We start from the raw sequence: 18003 nt of genomic DNA, 5'->3' as shown, positions 1-18003 counted from the left end.
TTAGTCCCCGGCATTGTCATGAGACTGGTCCGGCTCGGCGCATTCGGCGCCGGTCGGCGGGGGCAGGTTTTCCCTCGGGTGCCGTAACGGCAACCGGGGTGTGACAGGAAAGTGAGTTTGCGAATGGCGAGTGTGGAAAAGCTGCCGATGCTTGCGGAAGGCTACGAAAAGCTGACTGCCGAGCTGAAAGCGCTGCGCGAGGAGCGGCCCAAGATCGTCGACGCGATCGAGGAAGCGCGCGCCCATGGCGACCTTTCGGAAAACGCGGAATATCATGCGGCCAAGGAGCGTCAGGGCCAGGTCGAAGCGACGATCGCCGATCTCGAGGATCGCGTCAGTCGCGCGCAAATCATCGACCCGACGACCCTTTCGGGCGACAAGATCATCTTCGGCGCCACGGTCACGCTGCTCGACGACGACGAGAAGCCGGTGAAGTACCAGATCGTCGGCCCTTATGAGGCGGACGCGAAGAAGGGCATGATCAGCTATAACTCGCCGCTGGGCAAGGCTCTGATCGGTCGCAAGGTTGATGAGGAAATCGAGGTGACCGTGCCCTCGGGCGACAAGTTCTATCTCGTCCAGAAGATCGAATTCATCTGAGGGATTGATTGCGAAAAACGAAAAAAGGCCCCGGAGCGATCCGGGGCCTTTTTTGTTAGCTTGCTCAGTCCTTCGGCAGCGCCGGTTCGAGCAGGCGATGAAGATGCACGATCACGTAGCGCATCTCGGCATCGTCCACCGTCTTCTGGGCAGCCCCGCGCCAGGCTTCTTCAGCGCTGGCATAGTCTGGGAACACACCGACAACGTCGACAGCCTTGAGGTCTTGGAATTCGAGGCCTTGGGGTCTTTGACCCGCCCGCCCATCACGAGGTGCAGCTTTTGCATTGGCGACTTTCCTTTGGGGAGGATTCATGTGCGCCACTGACAAAAAGACGAGCCGCGCGCAAGTCATGCGAACGGCTCGCCCGAGCCCTTTTTAAGGCTTGATGCGCGAAGTGAGCTCGTTCACCTTGCGCAAGGCCGCTTCGCTGGCCTCGATGGCGGCAGAGCGAACGATCTCGGACAGGTCGACAGCCTTGCGGCGGGCCTCGTCACTGCCGTCGGCAATTCTCTCGCCAACCGTGCCACCGAGTTCCTCGACCTTGTGCAGCCCGTCACGACCAGCTTCCCGCGCGCGGGTCGCATAGTCTATGGCCAGCTTGCCGGCGACTGCCGCCAGCCCTGAGGCACTCTTGCGCAGCGAACTGGTCGCATCCTCGGCCGCACCTTTGGTCTTGTTTCTGCTCCGGCCCACAGAGGGCAGCGCCTTGGCAACGAGCGCGCCAAGAAGAATGCCCGCCGCGACGGAAGCCACCGGGTGTTCTTCAATTAGCCCCTTGACGGTCTGGACCGATTTGGAACTGGCAGTGCGTTCCGCCAGACGGGACTTGGCCGCGTCAACCTTTTCACGCAGGGTCTCTGCGCCGTTCACTTGCAGTTCTTCGCTCATCTCAATCTCCGGATCGGACTTTGTCGATCACGCGCTCGGCCAGTTGCTGGAGTGGCTCGCGGAAGAACCATCCAAAGAGTGCAGCGACGGTTACGCCGATGACCACCTTGTTCTCGTCGGCAACTGCACGAGCGCTGTCGAGCATTTCAACGGCTTCCTCCACCGCGCGTTCCTTCACGCGCCCTGGAGAAAGCTCCAGCTTGGCAATTTCCAAGTCGCCCTTGACCACAATCAACGCTTCATCACGAAGCGCCCTTGCGGCAGTCAGCTCGAGAGGAGCAGTCATTGCTTCCCTCCCGCGCTGAGCGCCGCCTTGGCAGCGCGGATGCGCTTGCTCGCTCGCGCCAGACACACGATGGCCAAAAGCGCCAGCGCCCCGCCGACGATGGCGAGTGCTCCCCACACGCCGACGTAGTGGGCAAGGGCAAGCAGCAGCCCGACGACGATTGCCAGCAGCGTGAAGAAGCCGAATGCCAATCCGAGAAGCAGAAAGACGATGATCGCCTTTGCTTCGGCCAAGCCATATGTAGCCTGGGCTTTCCTGTAAGCGATTTCGGCTTCGAGGAGAGTTTGCCCGTCTTCAATCAGGGCCTTGATGGCCGCGCCGATCCCCGCCTCAGACGGTGAGGGATCGGGCGTCCAGGTGGAGTTATGCTCGCTCATCGGGCCATTACCGCCGCGTTCTGCGCGGTCAGTCGTCCGATCCGCCCGACAACAAGCGCGCGATCGCAAAGCCGGCCACTGCGGCAACGCCGATCGCGACACCCGGGCTCTTGCGCACGAATTCCTTCACATCGTCGCCCAGCTCACCAAGGTCCTTGGCCTCAAGCTTTGCCGCGGTCTCCTGGATCGAACGCGCTGCGCTGCGGGCATAGTCGCCGTACTGCACGCCCAGCTTTTCATCGATGGTTGTCGCAGTGTCCGAAATGGTCTTGCCGAGCACTCCGAGTGCGTCGCTCGCGCGGGCCTTGCCTTCAACGGCAAGAGCAGCGCCTTTTTCCTTTGCCTGTCCGGCGTAAACCTTGGCTTCATCGACCCAGTCAGCGGTCGTACCGCTTACCTTGGCCTTGTAGGCAGCGCCCTTTTCCATTGCTTCACCCTTGAGCGCTTCAGCACCGGCCTTCGCTTCCTCAATCGCCTTGGTAAAGCGACCCTTCGCAGAATCTGAGGTGCTCTCGCTGGTTTCAGTTACTGTGGCGACGACATCGTCTGCCGCCTTCGAAGCGCGCTTCTTGGGGGCGTCGGCGGGGGTCATCGTTGTGTCGGCCATGTTTGTTTCCCTTCGGCAATTCGCGCGGGTTCTGGACCCTCGATATGGGCGGTCTTGCGCATCTTGCTAGACCCTCGTGGTTGAAAGCAAGAGCCTTGGCGCACAAGACCAGCCCGGATAGGTATGTTGCACTGCAAACGCGGCTTGCTTGCCACGGTTCCAGCCGATAGGAGCCGCGCCAACCTTGGCGCTCAATTCTCGCCGAACTGCAGGGAGCAGATTATGACCGCGATCATCGACATCCATGCGCGTGAAATTCTCGACAGCCGTGGCAATCCCACCGTTGAAGTAGACGTTCTGCTGGAAGACGGCAGCTTCGGTCGCGCCGCAGTTCCCTCGGGCGCTTCGACCGGCGCGCACGAAGCGGTCGAACTGCGTGACGGCGACAAGGCCCGCTACCTTGGCAAGGGCGTCACCAAGGCGGTCACCGCGGTCAACTCCGACATTGCGGAATGCATCCTCGGCATGGATGCCGAAGACCAGCGCGATATCGATCTCGCCATGATCGAGCTGGACGGTACCGAAAACAAGGGCCGCCTCGGCGCCAATGCGATCCTCGGCACCAGCCTTGCCGTTGCCAAGGCAGCTGCCGACGCACGTGGCCTGCCGCTGTACAGCTATGTCGGCGGTGTTGCTGCTCACGTGCTCCCGGTGCCCATGATGAATATCATCAACGGCGGCGAACACGCCGACAATCCGATCGACTTCCAGGAATTCATGATCATGCCGGTCGGCGCACCGTCGCTGGCCGAGGCCGTGCGCTGGGGAGCGGAAGTGTTCCACACCCTCAAGAAGGGTCTTCATGAAAAGGGCCTCGCCACGGCAGTCGGAGACGAGGGCGGGTTCGCTCCGAACCTCGCCAGCACGCGCGATGCGCTCGACTTGGTGATGGCCTCAATAGAGAAGGCAGGTTTCAAGCCTGGCGAAGACATGATGCTCGCACTCGACTGTGCCGCAACGGAATTCTTCAAGAACGGCAAGTACGAAATCAGCGGCGAAGGCCTTTCGCTCTCCCCCGAAGCCATGGCTGACTATCTCGCTGCGCTTTGCGATGCCTATCCGATCATCTCGATCGAAGACGGTATGAGCGAGGACGATTTCGAAGGTTGGGCCGCACTCACCGCCAAGGTCGGCAAGCGGGTCCAACTGGTTGGCGACGATCTGTTCGTGACCAATCCGAAGCGCCTGGAAATGGGCATCGGCAAGGGGCTGGCAAATTCACTGCTGGTGAAGGTCAACCAGATCGGCTCGCTCACCGAGACGCTGGAAGCCGTGTCGATTGCACAGCGTAACGGCTACACCGCTGTGATGTCGCACCGTTCGGGTGAGACCGAAGACGCCACCATCGCGGATCTCGCGGTTGCCACGAACTGCGGCCAGATCAAGACGGGATCGCTCGCCCGCTCGGATCGTCTCGCCAAGTACAACCAGTTGATCCGCATTGAAGAGGAACTGGGCATTTCGGCGCGTTATGCTGGAAAGGCTGCCTTCGGACGTCTTGGTGCCTGATTGCTGAGTTAGCGTGGAGGGAGGGGGAGCCTCAATATGCAGGCTGCGCCTCCCACACCTGAGTTATTGCGCTATTTTCAGTGAGCGCTGCACGATGTCCTCGTCACTCTGCATGTCGCCAGCGACATTCGAGAAATAGGCCACCATCTTTTCGTAACCATCGCTAGAAAGTCTTACGAACACCCGGCGAGCATCAGTCGAGTCGGCTTCACGGACGATCAGGCCTTTGTCTTCCAGCACGGTGAGCCAGCGCAATGCAGTGGTGGCAGGCACGGCAGCGCCGATGCAGGCGCTGGTCACGGGCAGGCGCTTGCGTTCTTTTGCTGCGATGAAAAGATCCAGCATGATGTCCCACGCCGGTTCACCGAACAGCGTCGCGTCTGCAAAGATATCCGACCGCCTGCGCCTGTCGCGATAGGCGCTTCGAGCCACTTCTGCCCACACATGACTGTCCTTCGGGATCGCGATTGGCTCCCGGTCGGACTGGGGATCACCCTCTTTCAATTCCAGTTCATGCGCCATCGCGAGCAATTCGTTGGCGACTGAAATCAGTCGTCTTGCCCGCGACCTCATTTGTTCTCTGCCCATCCCTTAACCCCTGTTGTGCGCCCCCAAAGCGCTTCACGGGACCGGTCCGCCATCGGTCTTGCTAGCGTACTGAAATGGCAGGCGCGCGTGGTGCGGCCATTCGGCGCTCCACTAAGGGTTTGCGCTTATCGGCTTGGGGACGTCCGCAAGAATCAGGACGTTTCAATCACATGCCTCTGGGGACATGCCGATCATTCCTCCGTAGTCGAACCAGAATGGAGCAGGTTGATCGGGCTCATGACGACCGTTTGCGCGCGGGTGAGATCAGATAGCGCCAGACTCCCCAGGCGTTGATGATCAACAGGGCTCCGTTCTGTATGACAAGCGAGCCAGAATTGCCCTTCACGCCTGATATGATCCACGTGATGGCCACGGCCATGAACAGGACGAATCCCCAACCTGTCCAACGCCGCCCAAGGTCAGCGGCCACGAGACTTGCTGCGAGAATCGTGCCCATGGCTGCAAACCATTCGAGAGGGCCATCCACGTCTCTGTCCTTTCTGGTCCTTCTTGTGTCGGTTTGCCAAAGCAGGGAGTGGCAGGCCGTTCCCTCGCATTGATTTAATCGGTCATTTGAATTGCACTTCCAAAGTCATGCGGTCTCTGTCAGCCTTGCTGCGGGAGAACGAGATGGCTGATTTTCCGACGCGCGCGGACGAGGTCGATGCCGCATGGCTTGAGGTGCAACTCGCCCAGGCTGGCGTGCTGGGTGACGCTCGGATCGCGGAAATCGAGTGGCAGGCAATCGGCACAGGCCAGGTGGGTGATACTGCCCGTTTCTCACTGCGATACAAAAACGAAGCATCTGGAGCGCCTGCCACTGTAGCGGCCAAGTTTCCGTCGAGCGATGCCACGAGCCGCCAGACGGCGGCACTGTTCTCGCTCTATTCGCGCGAGGTCATGTTCTATCGAGAAGTCGCATGTCTCACGCAGATGCGGGTGCCGCAGGTTTATGCTGCCATGCTCGACGGCAACGGTTGCGATTTCGTGCTGCTCTTCGAAGACCTCGGTCCTTGCAGCGCTGGAAACCAGCTTGCGGGATGCACTTTGGCGCAAGCGCAAGCGGCCATGCGGCAGGCTGCGGCATTGCATGCGCCGACGCTGGACCATCCTGTGCTGGACGCCGCGTGGTTGCAGCCCGACCCGCAGGCGAGCCAGAAGCTGCGGGACCTTTATCCGAAAGCCCAGGCAATCTTTCGTGAACGCTATGCCGATGCCCTCGCGCCTGATCTTATGGCGGTTTGCGAGGCGTTGAACGAAGATCTCGACCTGTGGTTCGAACGGAAGCATTCGCGCCGGTCCTTCCTTCACGGAGATTTCCGCCTGGACAACATGCTCTTCGGCATAAACGGCGGCCAGCAGCCGATCGCCTTGGTTGATTGGCAGACGGCGGCGGCAGGATGCGGTCTGACTGACGTCGGATACTTTCTGGGCTGCGGCATCGGCTCGGAATTGCGTCGTCCCAATGAGCGTGCCCTGCTCGACATCTACTGCGCCGAAATGTCCCGGCTTGGCGTGCCGCTCAATCTGGAAGATGTCTGGGATGACTACCGCATTGGAGCGCTTCACGGGGTGTCGACTGCCGTATTCAGTGCCGCATTCGTGGTGCGCACGGAACGCGGTGATGCCAACTTCCTGTCGATGGCACGCGGCGCCTGCGAACTCGCTCTTGAACATGACAGTCTGGGGGCGCTGAAGCGCCGGATGGAGCTTTGCTGATGTTGACCAAGGGAGATGACTTTCCGCTGCACCAGACGCCAGAACCGATTGCCTACGCTGGTACGGACCGCAACTTCTACGATCGCTATTTTTTCAACGGCTATGCACCCGACGGCTCCGGCTTCTTCGCCCTTGCGCTTGGCATCTATCCGCACCTGAATGTCGCCGATGCGCACTTCTCCTGCATCCGGGGTGGGGTGCAGTACAATCTCCATGCCTCGCGCGAACTGAACATGGAGCGGTTCGATCTTGCGGTCGGGCCGGTCAGCATTGAAATCGTCGAACCGCTGAAGGTTCTCAGGGTGCGAGTGCGCGGGGAAGGGCTGGCAGCCGAGCTTACCTTCACCGGCCGTGCCTTTCCGATTGAGGAGCCGCGGTTCGTCCATCGCATCGGCCCGCGGACGTTCATGGACTACACCCGCCTGACGCAGAACGGACATTACACGGGCTGGATTGAGGTCGATGGCGAAAGGATTGATCTGGCCGCTGGAACTTGCGGTACGCGTGATCGCAGTTGGGGGTGCGCCCCGTTGGCGCGCCTGACGCGCAGCCTCATGGGCATGGCGTTGTCTCGTCCTTCTTCTGGCAATGGACGCCTGTTAATCTGCCCAACCGCAGCCTGTTCTTCCATATCAACGCTGATCGCCATGGCGCGCCGTGGAACACGCGGGCCGTTATCGCGCCTGACGGCGGTGACACGGAATCGTTCTTCGAAACCCCCTCTGCCGCTATGGTTTCGCCCATGCAGCCCGCCACGCGGTGGCCCGCCGGCGGGACTCTGACGATCCAGCGACCCGAAGGACCACTGGCGCTGACGTTTGAGCCGCTCGTGAGATTTCAGATGAGGGGACTTGGCTACACCAGTCCCAAGTGGGGGCATGGCCTTTATCATGGGCCGCTCGCGGTCGAGCGGGAGGACCTTGTTCTGGCTGACCTTGACCCGATGGCTCGAACCCTCGACAATCTTCACGTCCAGATCATCTCCCGCGTGACCACCAACGATGGCGAGACAGGGATAGGCGGGTTCGAGCAGCTTGTTATCGGGCCGTATGAGCCGTGGGGCCTCACCGAATACTTCGATGCCGGTGCGTAGTCCTGCAAGGATCTTCGGAATGATCGCCGTGGCCACGATCGGTCTTGCGGTCGGTGCTGCTTCGGCTGTTGTGTCGCTAAAGCACGTCGGCATGGGCGGCGAGGAGCACATGGGCTGGAGTGGCAGCCGCGTTACCGGATCGACCGAGGCGGGGCCCGTGCTGCGTGCGAGAGTCGCGTTGACCGGTCTGCTGGCGCTTAACCGCAGCCAGGCCATCTATTTTACTCGCACGGTCGATGATCTCGGTGAGCCTTTGCGGGAGGAATGCCATTACCGGCTGGTCGGCGGGCCGCTGCCGGGGAAGTGGTGGTCGATCACTGCTTATGCTTCGGACGACTACCTTCCGCAAAACCAGGACGATGCTCTTTCTGTCGACGCCTCGGAAGTCACGCCGGACAAGCGCGGCATATGGGAGGCCGAAGTCGGCCCGTCGCCCAATCCGGCCATGCCGTGGCTGTCAACCAGGCACGCGGGCAGTTTTGATCTCACCTTGCGAATCTACAATCCTTCTCAACAAGCGCAGCAGGACTTCGGCTCGATAGTCTTTCCCAAGGTCGAGCGCATTTCGTGCGGAGACAGCCGGTGAGGGGCGGCCTGCGCTACGCACTGGCCTTCGTCGGCGCAGCCGCCGTTGGTCATGTGGCAACGATACTTTTGGCGCCGCAGGTCATCATGCACATCGCCATGAACAGACTCTCCGGCGACGGAGACGACGTAAACGTTTTCCGTTTCGCAGATCGCACGACAGCAGCTTCCAGGCAGATCGTCCGGCCATCGCCAGACCTCGCCTACGCCAGCTGTGTCTATGACTTGTCTGCTGGCCCCATACTTGTCGATGTTCCGCCGAGCCCGGACAAGGGCTACGTTTCGGTGTCTGTCTTCGCTGCGAATACCGACAACGTCGCGGTGATGGATTCATTGCGCAGCCCGGAAGGTATCCGTTTTATCCTTCAGCAGGAGCGCAAGCTTGTTCATCCCGGCGACCTGCCGGTCATCTACACGCCAACGGAACGGGGCATCATTCTCGATCGTAGGCTGGCGCCCACGCAGGCAGAATTCGATTGGGCCGACAAGGCGCGTCGCGGGGACCGCTGCGCGCCCGTTGGCTGATCGGTCAGGCCCAGCGCTCACGTAGCGCGAGCAAGGCGAGTGCAGCCTTCGCCGCTTCGCCACCTTTGTCCTTCTGCGCAGGATCTGCGCGCACGATGGCTTGGGCCTCGTTTTCGACAGTGAGGATGCCGTTACCGATGGCGACTCCATCCATTGTCAGCGCCATGATGCCGCGTGCGCTTTCCCCGGCGACGATCTCGAAGTGATAGGTTTCGCCGCGAATGACCACACCGATGGCGACATAGCCGTCGAAATTGCCCGATTCGTCGGCCAAGGCGATCGCGCCGGGGATCTCGAGGGCTCCGGGCACGGTCAAGACTTCCGCCTCGTGACCAGCGGCCTTGAGCGCGGCCTTGGCGCCTTCAATGAGCATGTCGTTCAGGTGGTCATAAAACCGGGCTTCGACGATCAGAAACTTGGCCATTGGAACTGGATCCTTAAGTGTTTGCACATCTGCAGTGCGCTTGGGCCCGCCTTAACGCGAGCGTCGTTCTAACGCCACCGTCGCCATGCAACGGTTGGCGATTCTCTTTCTGATTCGCCGAGCAGATCATTAGAGCCTAAAAGCGGCTTTCGCACATCATAATGTCGAGCTGCGCATAGTTTTAATCATCGAAATGTCATGCATTTTCATGCAAAAGTTTCGAAATGGTCTCGACTGCAACGAGGTTCCCCTACGGAAACGCCCATTTTTAATTATCCGGTTGACAAAGAATTGCTGAAGTTATGTCCTGTCCACCAGGTCACCCGCGGTTAATGACGGGGGCCGCTGGAGAGAGAGGTCTGACTATGAGGGGCAAGCTTTCCCTGCTTGCGGGCGTGTGTGCCGCAGCCGTCGCAACACCGGTTTTCGCCCAGAATGCACCGCAGTCCGCCGATGAAGGCGTTGGTCTGCAGGAAATCATCGTTACAGCGCAACGCCAGGCCCAGTCGCTGCAGGATGTGCCGATCGCGGTCTCTGCATTCTCGGCCGAAAACCTGACCAAGCAGCAGATTCAGAACTCTTCTGACCTGCAGCTTTCGTTGCCCAACGTCACCTTCACCAAGACGAACTTCACCTCGTCCAGCTTCACGATCCGCGGCATCGGCGATCTTTGCGTCGGCGTCTCGTGCGACTCTGCTACCGGCATCCACCTGAACGATATGCCGATGGTGCAAAGCCGCCTGTTCGAGACCGAGTTCTTCGATCTTGAGCGCATCGAGGTCCTGCGTGGTCCGCAGGGCACTCTGTTCGGTCGCAACGCAACCTCTGGTGTGGTTAACATCATCACCGCCAAACCCGATCTTTCCGGGTTCGGTGCTGCCGGTGAGGCCGACTACGGCAAGTACAATTCTGTCCGCTTGAAGGGCATGGTCAACGTGCCGCTCGGCGAAACGCTCGGCGTTCGCGTGGCCGGCATGTACACGCGCCGCGACGGGTACACCTACAACCTCGGCACCAACAGCCGCATCGACGGGCGCGATATGTACGCGCTGCGCGGTTCGCTCCGGTGGGAGCCGAGCCCAGACACCACGATCGATCTGTCCGCCTACTACTTCCGTGAAAACGACAGCCGCAGCCGCGTCCAGAAGCAGCTCTGTCATCGCGATCCAACGGGCATCCTGGGATGCTTGCCCGACAAGCTTGCCAACGAAACGACGAACGCAGACTCTACCTTGGCAGCGCTGCTGACCTCGCGTGAATTCTTCGGCATCGCGGTTTCACCGACATTCCGCCCACTCGGTCTCGGCAGCATCTACGCTGACGATGGCGACAACTTCTCGGGGGCGGTCAATCCGACCGATGTCCGCACTGTCAATATCGACTACCTGCCGACCTATTTCGCGGAAGAAGAAGTCTACCAGGGCAAGCTGCAGCAGGCTCTTGGCGACAGCCTTACGCTCAATGTTACCGCGGGCTATTCGCGAAACGAAGTTCGCAGCCGTACAGACTACAACCTTGCCGTCGAACGCAGCCTCGTTGGCAATCCAGGTTTGTTCGCCCTTGCTGCCTTTGCGCAGAACCCGGCGCTCGGATTCGCATTCGCACCAATTGCTGCTCGCCTGATCCCCAACGGTCCGACTGGCAAAATTTGCCAGTCCGATATCGATCCCAACAACGTTGGCGTTTACGGTGCGGGGAACAAGGCGATCTGCGCCAACACCTCACTCGACTTTGATGAATCGAGCCAGACCTACAAGCAATATGCTGCCGAAGCCCATATCGACTCCGACTTTGACGGGATGTTCAATTTCCTGATCGGTGCGAACTATCTTCGCGGCATCACCACGAACAACAGTTACTATGTGAACTCCTTCGGTCTGGATTACGCCTCCGGCCTTCTTGGAGCCGCTGCGGCTGCAAGTGGAGCGTTCGGTCCACGGGCCGTTTTCCGCCCGTCGCCGTTCTTCCGCAGCAATACCGACCGCGGCACACTCGACAGCTACGGAATCTTCGGTGAGACGTACTTCCAGTTCAACGACAAGGTGAAGCTGACCCTCGGCCTTCGTTACAACCACGACAAGAAGTTCACGCGCGCTCGCACGACCCTGCTTAGCGACGGACTTTCGAGCGAGTTCGCCGGCGGTAATGCGATTTATGCAGTAGTGGGGGCTGAATCACTCGAGAAGGCTTTGAATTTCGCTACGGCTGACTTTGACAAGGGCACCCCGCTTGTCCAACCGTTCCAGGAGCGTTCCGTCAGCTTCGGACGCTTCACCGGACGCGCCGTGCTTGATTACCAGATCAGTCCGGACAACCTCATCTACCTGTCGTACTCGCGCGGCTACAAGTCAGGTGGTATCAACCCGCCGCTTTCGGTCGGCTCGGTAAATGACTCGTTCAAGCCGGAATCGGTCGACTCCTTCGAAATCGGTTCGAAGAACCGGTTCGGCGCGCTGCAATTGAACCTCTCGGCGTTCTATTATCGCTACAAGGATCTGCAGCTCAGCCGCATCACAGCGCGTACATCGGTCAACGACAACATCGACGCCAACATTTACGGTCTAGAAGCCGAAGCCATCATGGCGCCAACGCGCAACTTGCTGGTCAACGTCTCGGCAAGCTACCTCAAGTCCAAGGTCGTTGGAGATCAGTTCTTCGTTGATACCCGCGATGTCTCGGCCGGCCGTTCCGATACGGTGATTATCAAGGACATCACGCTTGGTTCGAACTGTGCCGTTACCGGGGCTAGTGCAGCTGCCGCGAACGGCTTCGTCAATGCGGTCAACGCTGGCGTCGGTCTACGGCCTACAACACCTATACCGGGCACCAACACCACCGGTGCCTTCTCGATCTGCGGTGCTCTTGCGGGTGCGGCAGCCGGTCCGGCGGGCGCTGCTTTCGGCGGCATCCGCGTCAGCTCAGGCATCGAAAAGAATGTCCGTGGTAATCAGCTGCCGCAGGCGCCGGAGTTCAAGTGGTCGGCCGGTATCCAGTACACGATCGAGATGGGCGATATGTCGATCGTGCCCCGCTTCGACATCAACTACACCGGTGAGAGCTACGGCACGATCTTCAACGGCAACATCAACCGGATCAAGGGCTACGAGGTCATGAACGCCCAGATCCAGCTCAACGGCCGTGACGATCGCTGGTACCTGCGTGGCTACATCCAGAACATCACCAACAACAACGCGACTACCGGTCTCTACGTGACCGACCAGTCTTCCGGTCTGTTCACCAACATCTTCACGCTGGAACCGCGCCGCTACGGTGTGGCTGCCGGTTTCAAGTTCTAAGCTTCGACGTCGAACCAGACGCGAAAACCTTGCGCCGGGACCTGCGGGTTCCGGCGCTTTTTATTGAAAATCAGTCGAACGCCGCCTGTGGGACCCCGCTGCCGTCATACACCGGCTGCTTCTGGATCACGCGATACTTGTCGACTTCAGCGCCGGTCATCCCCGCTTCCGCAAGGTAGCCCGCCATGGAACGGTAGAGCGGCCCTTCAAGGTGCTCGGCCAGCGCATCGACGCTATCCCACTCCTCGAATACCCAGATACGATCAGGCTTCAGCGGATCGGCGTTCCAGACATAATGGATGCATCCGCGTTCTTCGTACGTCGGCAGTATGAACTGCGCGCCGCCCCGGACAATCGCTGCCGCATCTCGGCCTTCAAAGTCTATCCATCCCCACAGTGTCACCCGTTCCACGCATGCTCTCCTTGTTCGTGATGACAAGAAGCTACGCGTACGCACGCCAAGGCGGAATTGGCGTTTCCAACAGGTTTGGTTGGCTGGGAGGTGGTGGACGCACTAGGGCTCGAACCTAGGACCCGCTGATTAAGAGTCAGCTGCTCTACCAACTGAGCTATGCGTCCGTACCCGGCAAGAAACCGCTTGGTGGCGGCAAGGGGAAGGCGATGGTGGTGGACGCACTAGGGCTCGAACCTAGGACCCGCTGATTAAGAGTCAGCTGCTCTACCAACTGAGCTATGCGTCCATGCCATCAGGCATTCCCGTTCGGGAGCCGCCCCAATAACGATTTTCTCAGCCCTGCCAAGCCCCAAATTTGCGTTTTTCAGGACAGGCTTCGCGGACCTGACCGGCTCCAGCGTTCAACCGCCATGATCGATCCTATGCAGATCATGTTTGTCATCATGGACGACCCGCCATGGCTCATCCAGGGCAGCGGAATTCCGACCACCGGTGCCAGGCCCATGACCATCATCAGATTGATGCACATGTAGAAGAAGATCGTCATCGTCATGCCGGCAGCGAGCAGGCGCGAGAAGCGATCCGGCGCCCTGTTGGCAACCTTCAAGCCCCAGCGGAAAATCAGGCCAAACACGATGAGCACGAACAGGCCGCCCAGCATGCCCCACTCTTCCGCCATCGTCGCAAAGACGAAATCTGTGTGCGCTTCCGGCAGATAGTTCAGGTGGCTCTGCGATCCGTTGCCAAATCCCTTGCCGAAGATCCCGCCCGAACCAATCGCGATCTTCGACTGCGTGATGTGATATCCCGTGCCAAGCGGGTCACTTTCCGGATCAAGGAATACCAGCACGCGGTTGCGTTGATAATCGTGCAGCAGGAAAAAGAAGGCGATTGGCGCGGCAACAAGACCGGCCGCACCTGCGCCAAGGAACCAGCGCAACGGCAGGCCGGCCAGAAACATCACGATCACCGCGCCGAAACTGATCGCCAGGCCGGTACCAAGATCTGGCTGCAGCATGACCAGGCCTGCCGGGACAGCAAGCAGGATCACTGCGGGCAGGAGTCCCCGCCAGCCTTGGGTTTCGCCGATGGGCAGAACGGAATAGAACCACGCCAGAACCAGCACGATGCCGGGCTTCATCAGTTCCGAGGGTTGCAACGTCATGAAGCCAAGGTTCAGCCAGCGCTGGCTGCCACCGCCGACGCCGCCGATCAGTTCGACGAGAACCAGCAGCAGGCATAGGACCACGTAGACCGGCATGGCCATGCGCCTGAACAATTCCTGTGGCAGACGGGCGATGACCATCGCCATGATGAGGAAGACTGCAAAGCGCAGCAAGTGCGACATCGACCAGATTTCGAAGCGCCCTCCCGCTGCCGAATCCAGCACCGCCGCACCGAAGGTGACCAGAGCAATCAGGGGAAGCAGGACGCCCCATGGTTGCCTGGCAATCGCCGCCGGTACGTAAGCGCGAGGCATCACTGTCCCCCTGTCGTTACAGGGGGCGCAGCGGTCGGCGCTGCCGGTTGCATGACAATCATGGGCGCGGGCTGTTCAGGCTCCGGCCGGGGCGCCGCAGCGTCAGTCTGTGCCGTTGCGGGCTCTTCGGCTGTCTTGCGGCCATCCTCTACCCGTTCGGTCAAGGCCTCGTCGTCCGGGACGGTCTTCGGCGCGGTCTCACCATATTTGGCGGCAAACGCGTTGTATCGTGAAGCCATGCGCTGCTGGACGTTGCCACCCCACTGCTTCTCGAATTCCTCGAGCACGGCCATCGCCTTGTCCGGGGCGAAGATGTACGTCATCACGTCTCGTGCGATGGGATAGGCAGCCGCCGAACCGCCGCCGTGTTCGATCACCACTGCGCAGGCGTATTTCGGCTTGTCGAACGGTGCGAAGCAAATGAAGTGCCCATGGTCGCGGTACTTCCAGGCCCCGCTCTTCCCATTGGCGATGTTGAGACCGACGACCTGCGCTGTGCCGGTCTTTCCGGCAAGGAGCACATTGTCAACCGGCAGCCGTGCTCTCCCAGCCGTGCCACGGCCGTTGACTACTTCGCTCATGGCAGCGTGGATGTAATCGAGGTGCTCCTGCGAGAAACCCATTGACTTCACAGGGGGCGCATTACGATCCAGCAACAGCCGCGGCATGACCTCACGCCCTGATGCAATGCGCGAAGCCATGACGGCCTGCTGAAGCGGATTGACCAGCATATACCCTTGGCCAATCGTCGCGTTTACGGTGTCGTAGAGGGCCCATTCCTTCTTGTATTTGCGAAGCTTCCACGCGGGATCGGGAACCGTGCCATAGGATTGGCCGGGGTAGGGCATCGGGAACTCCTGCCCAAGTCCCAGCCTGCGTGCCATCGTGGCGATCTTGTCCATCCCGATCTGTTGGGCGAAATGGTAGAAGTACACGTCGCAGGACTGGTAGATGCCCTTGGCCATGTCGACCGTGCCGTGGCCGCGCCGGTTCCAGCAGTGGAACACGCGATTGCCGACGCGAAGGCCGCCACCGCACCCAACGCTCGCATTGGGATCCAGCCCGGCTTCGAGGAACGAGAGTGCCACCATCGGCTTGACGGTCGATCCCGGCGGGTACAGTCCGCGGAGCACCTTGTTGCGCAGCGGCACGTGGTCATCCTCGGACAGCATCTTCCATTCGACACGGCCGATGCCGTCAGAGAAGCTGTTGGGATCGAAGCTTGGCATCGATGCCATGGCAAGAATGTCGCCAGTCTCGCAATCCATGACCACGACCGATCCGGACTCCAGGCCGATGCGCCGGGCTGCGTAGTCCTGAAGGCCCGCGTTGATCGTCAGGGCTATCGGCTTGCCGGGCACATCTTCTCGCGTGCCGAGATCGCGTACGATGCGTCCTGACGCGGTCGCTTCGACACGACGGGCTCCGGGGACACCGCGCAGCCTCGCCTCGAAGTGCTTTTCCAGACCATCCTTGCCGATCTTGAAGCCCGGAGTGATCAGGAGCGGATTGCGCTCCTTTTCGTAATCCTCTGCCGATGCGGCGCCCACATAGCCTACTAGGTGTCCTACCGAAGCGCCGGCGGGGTAATACCGGGAGTAGCCTCTCTGTGGGATGACGCCGGGCAGTTCCGGCAGACGGACCGAAACCGCTGCGAACTTGTCCCAATCAAGACTGGAGGCGACTTCGACGGGCTGGAACCCCCGCGCCTTGTCAAGCTTGTCGCGGATATCGCGCACCTTGTCAGGCGGGAGAGACAGCAAGCCGGCCAAGGTGGCCATTGTCCTGTCCGGATCGTCCACGCGGTCAGGAATGAGATCGACGCGAAAATCCGCGCGGTTGGCGGCAAGGGCCTTGCCGAACCGATCCAGCACCCAACCCCGGCGTGGTGGGATGAGCGTGAGGTTCACGCGGTTGCTCTCGGATGCGGCCTGATACTTCTCGTTCTGCGCCACGGCCAGATAGCCCAGCCGCGTCGCCAACAGCAGGCCCACGCCACCTTGCAGCGCACCCAGCACGAAGCTTCTTCTCTCGAACCGGTTTGCCAGGATCGCCGAGGTGACCGGCAGCTTTTGCCGCATGGTCAGATCCTCTTCAGCGGAAGCAGGCGGATGCGGTCTAGCAACGCCACCAGTCGCGTAATGACCGGATATAGCACCACCGAAATCAGCAACTGGGGCACGATCACAGTCGGCAGAGGATAAGCGACTGCAAGGCCTGCCAACGTGGATGTCAGGAACAGATATGCGGCGATCAACGCGCTCGCGGCCAGCCAGTCCTGCACAAAGCCACGCCACAGGAACTTTTCGTCAATCAGTTCCATGACGAGCATCGTCGCAGACCACAGAACGATGCCCGATCCGAACGGCATGCCCGAGTACAGATCATCGACAAGTCCCAGCGGCAGGCCGGCCCACAGTGGCAGCATGCCGGGGCGCATCATGCGCCACGCAAGCAGCATCATGTAGGCGAATGGCGGCATTACCGGGGCTGAGGCTATTACTGGCGAAAAACTCGCCATCGAAGCCAGCATGATCGTGGCCCATGGAAGCCCGATTGCGAGGACCGGCCAAGGCTCGCGATTGATCCGCTTGCGCGCGATCTCTTCGGGCGTTCCGCGCAGCGGGCCGAGCACTATGGCTCCCCTGCGGCGCTCTTGGCGCCACGTTCCTCGATTGCTTCCATCTCTGCACGAGCAGCCGCGCTGTAGGCGGGCTCGACAATGACGAATTCGTTGTCCGCGGGATCTGCGGCAAGGTGCCCGATAGCGCCGTCGCGATGCGGCTCTGTTGCCACCGCCACCGGGATGCCGGGCGGATAAAGGCCGCCGGATCCCGACGTCACGAATACATCGCCAGCCTTGACCGGATTGATGCCCTGATTGATCAGGCGGATGTCTATCCGGCCGTTGGAGGCCCCCTGGACAAAGGCGGTCAACCCATCGCGGGCCCTCTTTACGGGAACGACGTTTTCGGGATCGGTGACGAGCAGAACGCGGGCCGTGCCCGGACCAGCTTCCACCACGCGGCCGATCAGGCCTGACGCCGCCCGTACCGGAAGCCCTGGGCGCACACCACTCGATGTTCCGGAATCGATGATGGCATAGCGCCGCGTGCTCGCCGCGGTCGATCCGATCAGCCGCACAGTCGCGACGGGTTTGCGTTGCGGATCGACGATACCAAGCAGTGACTTGAGCCTGCGGTTCTCATTCTGCAGCGATTGCATCGAAACCGCGTTGGCTCGTGCTTCCTCCACCTCCCGGCGCAGCTCGGCATTTTGGCGACCGGCATTGAAGTAGGCTCCAATCGCAGCGAACACGCCCTGACCGGTTGTGCGCCCGGTCGCGCCGGCCCGACCGACTGGCCGGGCGACTTCGGCAGCCGCGCTTCGTGCAAAGGAGAATGCATCCGGATTTACGAGCGAAGTTATGAGCACGGCAACACCCGCCACGACGCCAAGAATGGCGACAACGTAGCCGGTGAAGATTCCGTACTGCGCCCTGCGCGAATAGCCCGGGCGCCGGTCCTGCGACCGCGCCATCCGTTCAACCCCTTCAATCCGGCGCATGGAACCGCGCCGCGATGCAACCCGTGTGTGTCAGCAATACCTG

At 60.7% G+C, this 18003-nt stretch carries 20 protein-coding genes, 2 tRNA genes and 1 pseudogene; 8 read left to right on the top strand and 15 right to left on the bottom strand.

The genetic code is table 11. From position 1 onward, the window contains the following. The first annotated feature begins 123 nt into the window (after positions 1-123). On the top strand, positions 124-600 hold the full coding sequence (gene greA / locus C7W88_RS14120; protein WP_118074014.1) for a transcription elongation factor GreA: 477 nt from the start codon (positions 124-126) through the stop codon (positions 598-600). A gap of 64 nt (positions 601-664) precedes the next feature. Here greA and C7W88_RS14115 read toward each other — a convergent pair. The 5 genes and pseudogenes from C7W88_RS14115 to C7W88_RS14095 form a co-directional block, all read right to left on the bottom strand. Then, positions 665-885, bottom strand: a pseudogene (locus tag C7W88_RS14115) (DUF4170 domain-containing protein). Positions 886-976: 91 nt separating this feature from the next. Further along, positions 977-1489: a hypothetical protein gene (locus tag C7W88_RS14110; protein ID WP_118074013.1), complete on the bottom strand. Its 513-nt coding sequence runs from the start codon at positions 1487-1489 to the stop codon at positions 977-979. Between the two features lies 1 nt (position 1490). Then, positions 1491-1775: a hypothetical protein gene (locus C7W88_RS14105; RefSeq protein WP_118074012.1), complete on the bottom strand. Its 285-nt coding sequence runs from the start codon at positions 1773-1775 to the stop codon at positions 1491-1493. Further along, positions 1772-2152 carry a phage holin family protein gene (locus C7W88_RS14100; protein ID WP_118074011.1) on the bottom strand — a complete coding sequence of 127 codons (381 nt, stop codon included), beginning with the start codon at positions 2150-2152 and terminating at the stop codon, positions 1772-1774. The genes C7W88_RS14105 and C7W88_RS14100 overlap by 4 nt, the downstream gene beginning before the upstream one ends. A 28-nt stretch (positions 2153-2180) precedes the next feature. After that, the gene (locus C7W88_RS14095; protein WP_118074010.1) at positions 2181-2759 is read right to left on the bottom strand and encodes a hypothetical protein; all 579 of its coding nucleotides are present in this window, start codon (positions 2757-2759) and stop codon (positions 2181-2183) included. A gap of 222 nt (positions 2760-2981) precedes the next feature. Here C7W88_RS14095 and eno point away from each other — a divergent pair, with 222 nt between their 5' ends. Further along, positions 2982-4268: a phosphopyruvate hydratase gene (gene eno, locus C7W88_RS14090; protein WP_118074009.1), complete on the top strand. Its 1287-nt coding sequence runs from the start codon at positions 2982-2984 to the stop codon at positions 4266-4268. 63 nt (positions 4269-4331) lie between these two features. Here eno and C7W88_RS14085 read toward each other — a convergent pair whose 3' ends face one another. Together C7W88_RS14085 and C7W88_RS14080 are read right to left on the bottom strand one after the other, a co-directional pair. After that, entirely contained in the window at positions 4332-4790 is a 459-nt protein-coding gene (locus tag C7W88_RS14085) for a MarR family transcriptional regulator (RefSeq protein WP_370073142.1), read from the bottom strand. 301 nt (positions 4791-5091) lie between these two features. Further along, a complete protein-coding gene (locus tag C7W88_RS14080; RefSeq protein WP_240344683.1) occupies positions 5092-5286 on the bottom strand; it encodes a hypothetical protein in 195 nt (64 codons plus the stop codon). Between the two features lie 5 nt (positions 5287-5291). On the opposite strand from C7W88_RS14080, the gene C7W88_RS14075 reads away from it, so the two are divergent. From C7W88_RS14075 to C7W88_RS14060, 5 genes are read left to right on the top strand one after another with little or no spacing between them, the layout of a single operon-like run. Continuing rightward, positions 5292-6575, top strand: a complete 1284-nt coding sequence (locus C7W88_RS14075) for a phosphotransferase family protein (protein WP_240344682.1) — start codon at positions 5292-5294, stop codon at positions 6573-6575. Beyond that, a complete protein-coding gene (locus tag C7W88_RS14070) occupies positions 6575-7357 on the top strand; it encodes a hypothetical protein (protein ID WP_240344681.1) in 783 nt (260 codons plus the stop codon). The genes C7W88_RS14075 and C7W88_RS14070 overlap by 1 nt, the downstream gene beginning before the upstream one ends. 59 nt (positions 7358-7416) lie before the next feature. Further along, the gene (locus C7W88_RS23780) at positions 7417-7668 is read left to right on the top strand and encodes a hypothetical protein (protein ID WP_240344677.1); all 252 of its coding nucleotides are present in this window, start codon (positions 7417-7419) and stop codon (positions 7666-7668) included. 19 nt (positions 7669-7687) lie between these two features. Next, a complete protein-coding gene (locus C7W88_RS14065) occupies positions 7688-8254 on the top strand; it encodes a DUF1214 domain-containing protein (RefSeq protein WP_162896067.1) in 567 nt (188 codons plus the stop codon). Further along, on the top strand, positions 8251-8778 hold the full coding sequence (locus tag C7W88_RS14060) for a DUF1254 domain-containing protein (protein ID WP_118074005.1): 528 nt from the start codon (positions 8251-8253) through the stop codon (positions 8776-8778). The genes C7W88_RS14065 and C7W88_RS14060 overlap by 4 nt, the downstream gene beginning before the upstream one ends. 4 nt (positions 8779-8782) lie before the next feature. Here C7W88_RS14060 and ribH read toward each other — a convergent pair whose 3' ends face one another. Beyond that, positions 8783-9202 carry a 6,7-dimethyl-8-ribityllumazine synthase gene (gene ribH / locus C7W88_RS14055; protein ID WP_118074004.1) on the bottom strand — a complete coding sequence of 140 codons (420 nt, stop codon included), beginning with the start codon at positions 9200-9202 and terminating at the stop codon, positions 8783-8785. Positions 9203-9567: 365 nt separating this feature from the next. Between ribH and C7W88_RS14050 the strand changes: the two genes are divergently transcribed. Beyond that, positions 9568-12498 (top strand): TonB-dependent receptor, encoded by a 2931-nt coding sequence (locus C7W88_RS14050; protein ID WP_118074003.1) that lies wholly within the window; start codon positions 9568-9570, stop codon positions 12496-12498. Between the two features lie 70 nt (positions 12499-12568). Here C7W88_RS14050 and C7W88_RS14045 read toward each other — a convergent pair whose 3' ends face one another. From C7W88_RS14045 to mreC, 7 genes are all read right to left on the bottom strand, one after another. Then, a complete protein-coding gene (locus C7W88_RS14045) occupies positions 12569-12910 on the bottom strand; it encodes a putative quinol monooxygenase (RefSeq protein WP_162896066.1) in 342 nt (113 codons plus the stop codon). Between the two features lie 91 nt (positions 12911-13001). Further along, positions 13002-13077 (bottom strand) — tRNA-Lys (locus C7W88_RS14040). Between the two features lie 46 nt (positions 13078-13123). Continuing rightward, a tRNA-Lys gene (locus tag C7W88_RS14035) sits at positions 13124-13199 on the bottom strand. 78 nt (positions 13200-13277) lie between these two features. Next, entirely contained in the window at positions 13278-14393 is a 1116-nt protein-coding gene (rodA, locus tag C7W88_RS14030) for a rod shape-determining protein RodA (RefSeq protein WP_118074001.1), read from the bottom strand. Beyond that, the gene (gene mrdA, locus C7W88_RS14025) at positions 14393-16474 is read right to left on the bottom strand and encodes a penicillin-binding protein 2 (protein ID WP_118074000.1); all 2082 of its coding nucleotides are present in this window, start codon (positions 16472-16474) and stop codon (positions 14393-14395) included. The genes rodA and mrdA overlap by 1 nt, the downstream gene beginning before the upstream one ends. A gap of 2 nt (positions 16475-16476) precedes the next feature. Then, positions 16477-17028 carry a rod shape-determining protein MreD gene (locus C7W88_RS14020; protein WP_240344675.1) on the bottom strand — a complete coding sequence of 184 codons (552 nt, stop codon included), beginning with the start codon at positions 17026-17028 and terminating at the stop codon, positions 16477-16479. Then, positions 17028-17960 (bottom strand): rod shape-determining protein MreC, encoded by a 933-nt coding sequence (mreC, locus tag C7W88_RS14015; protein WP_240344673.1) that lies wholly within the window; start codon positions 17958-17960, stop codon positions 17028-17030. The genes C7W88_RS14020 and mreC overlap by 1 nt, the downstream gene beginning before the upstream one ends. Positions 17961-18003 lie beyond the last annotated feature (43 nt).

Source organism: Novosphingobium sp. THN1, from assembly GCF_003454795.1.
In the GTDB taxonomy this organism is placed as follows: Bacteria; Pseudomonadota; Alphaproteobacteria; order Sphingomonadales; family Sphingomonadaceae; genus Novosphingobium.
The sequence above is the reverse complement of the archived record's forward strand: the minus strand, read 5'-3'. Positions and strand labels throughout refer to the sequence as shown.

Bases quoted from the DNA above. Each gene is read 5' to 3' on its own strand.
- C7W88_RS14110 (WP_118074013.1), bottom strand. From the start codon at position 1,489: ATGAGCGAAGAACTGCAAGTGAACGGCGCAGAGACCCTGCGTGAAAAG.
- ribH (WP_118074004.1), bottom strand. From the start codon at position 9,202: ATGGCCAAGTTTCTGATCGTCGAAGCCCGGTTTTATGACCACCTGAAC.
- C7W88_RS14105 (WP_118074012.1), bottom strand. From the start codon at position 1,775: ATGACTGCTCCTCTCGAGCTGACTGCCGCAAGGGCGCTTCGTGATGAA.
- mrdA (WP_118074000.1), bottom strand. From the start codon at position 16,474: ATGCGGCAAAAGCTGCCGGTCACCTCGGCGATCCTGGCAAACCGGTTC.
- mreC (WP_240344673.1), bottom strand. From the start codon at position 17,960: ATGCGCCGGATTGAAGGGGTTGAACGGATGGCGCGGTCGCAGGACCGG.
- rodA (WP_118074001.1), bottom strand. From the start codon at position 14,393: ATGCCTCGCGCTTACGTACCGGCGGCGATTGCCAGGCAACCATGGGGC.
- C7W88_RS14070 (WP_240344681.1), top strand. From the start codon at position 6,575: ATGTTGACCAAGGGAGATGACTTTCCGCTGCACCAGACGCCAGAACCG.
- eno (WP_118074009.1), top strand. From the start codon at position 2,982: ATGACCGCGATCATCGACATCCATGCGCGTGAAATTCTCGACAGCCGT.
- C7W88_RS14095 (WP_118074010.1), bottom strand. From the start codon at position 2,759: ATGGCCGACACAACGATGACCCCCGCCGACGCCCCCAAGAAGCGCGCT.
- C7W88_RS14100 (WP_118074011.1), bottom strand. From the start codon at position 2,152: ATGAGCGAGCATAACTCCACCTGGACGCCCGATCCCTCACCGTCTGAG.
- greA (WP_118074014.1), top strand. From the start codon at position 124: ATGGCGAGTGTGGAAAAGCTGCCGATGCTTGCGGAAGGCTACGAAAAG.
- C7W88_RS23780 (WP_240344677.1), top strand. From the start codon at position 7,417: ATGAGGGGACTTGGCTACACCAGTCCCAAGTGGGGGCATGGCCTTTAT.
- C7W88_RS14050 (WP_118074003.1), top strand. From the start codon at position 9,568: ATGAGGGGCAAGCTTTCCCTGCTTGCGGGCGTGTGTGCCGCAGCCGTC.
- C7W88_RS14065 (WP_162896067.1), top strand. From the start codon at position 7,688: ATGATCGCCGTGGCCACGATCGGTCTTGCGGTCGGTGCTGCTTCGGCT.
- C7W88_RS14085 (WP_370073142.1), bottom strand. From the start codon at position 4,790: ATGGCGCATGAACTGGAATTGAAAGAGGGTGATCCCCAGTCCGACCGG.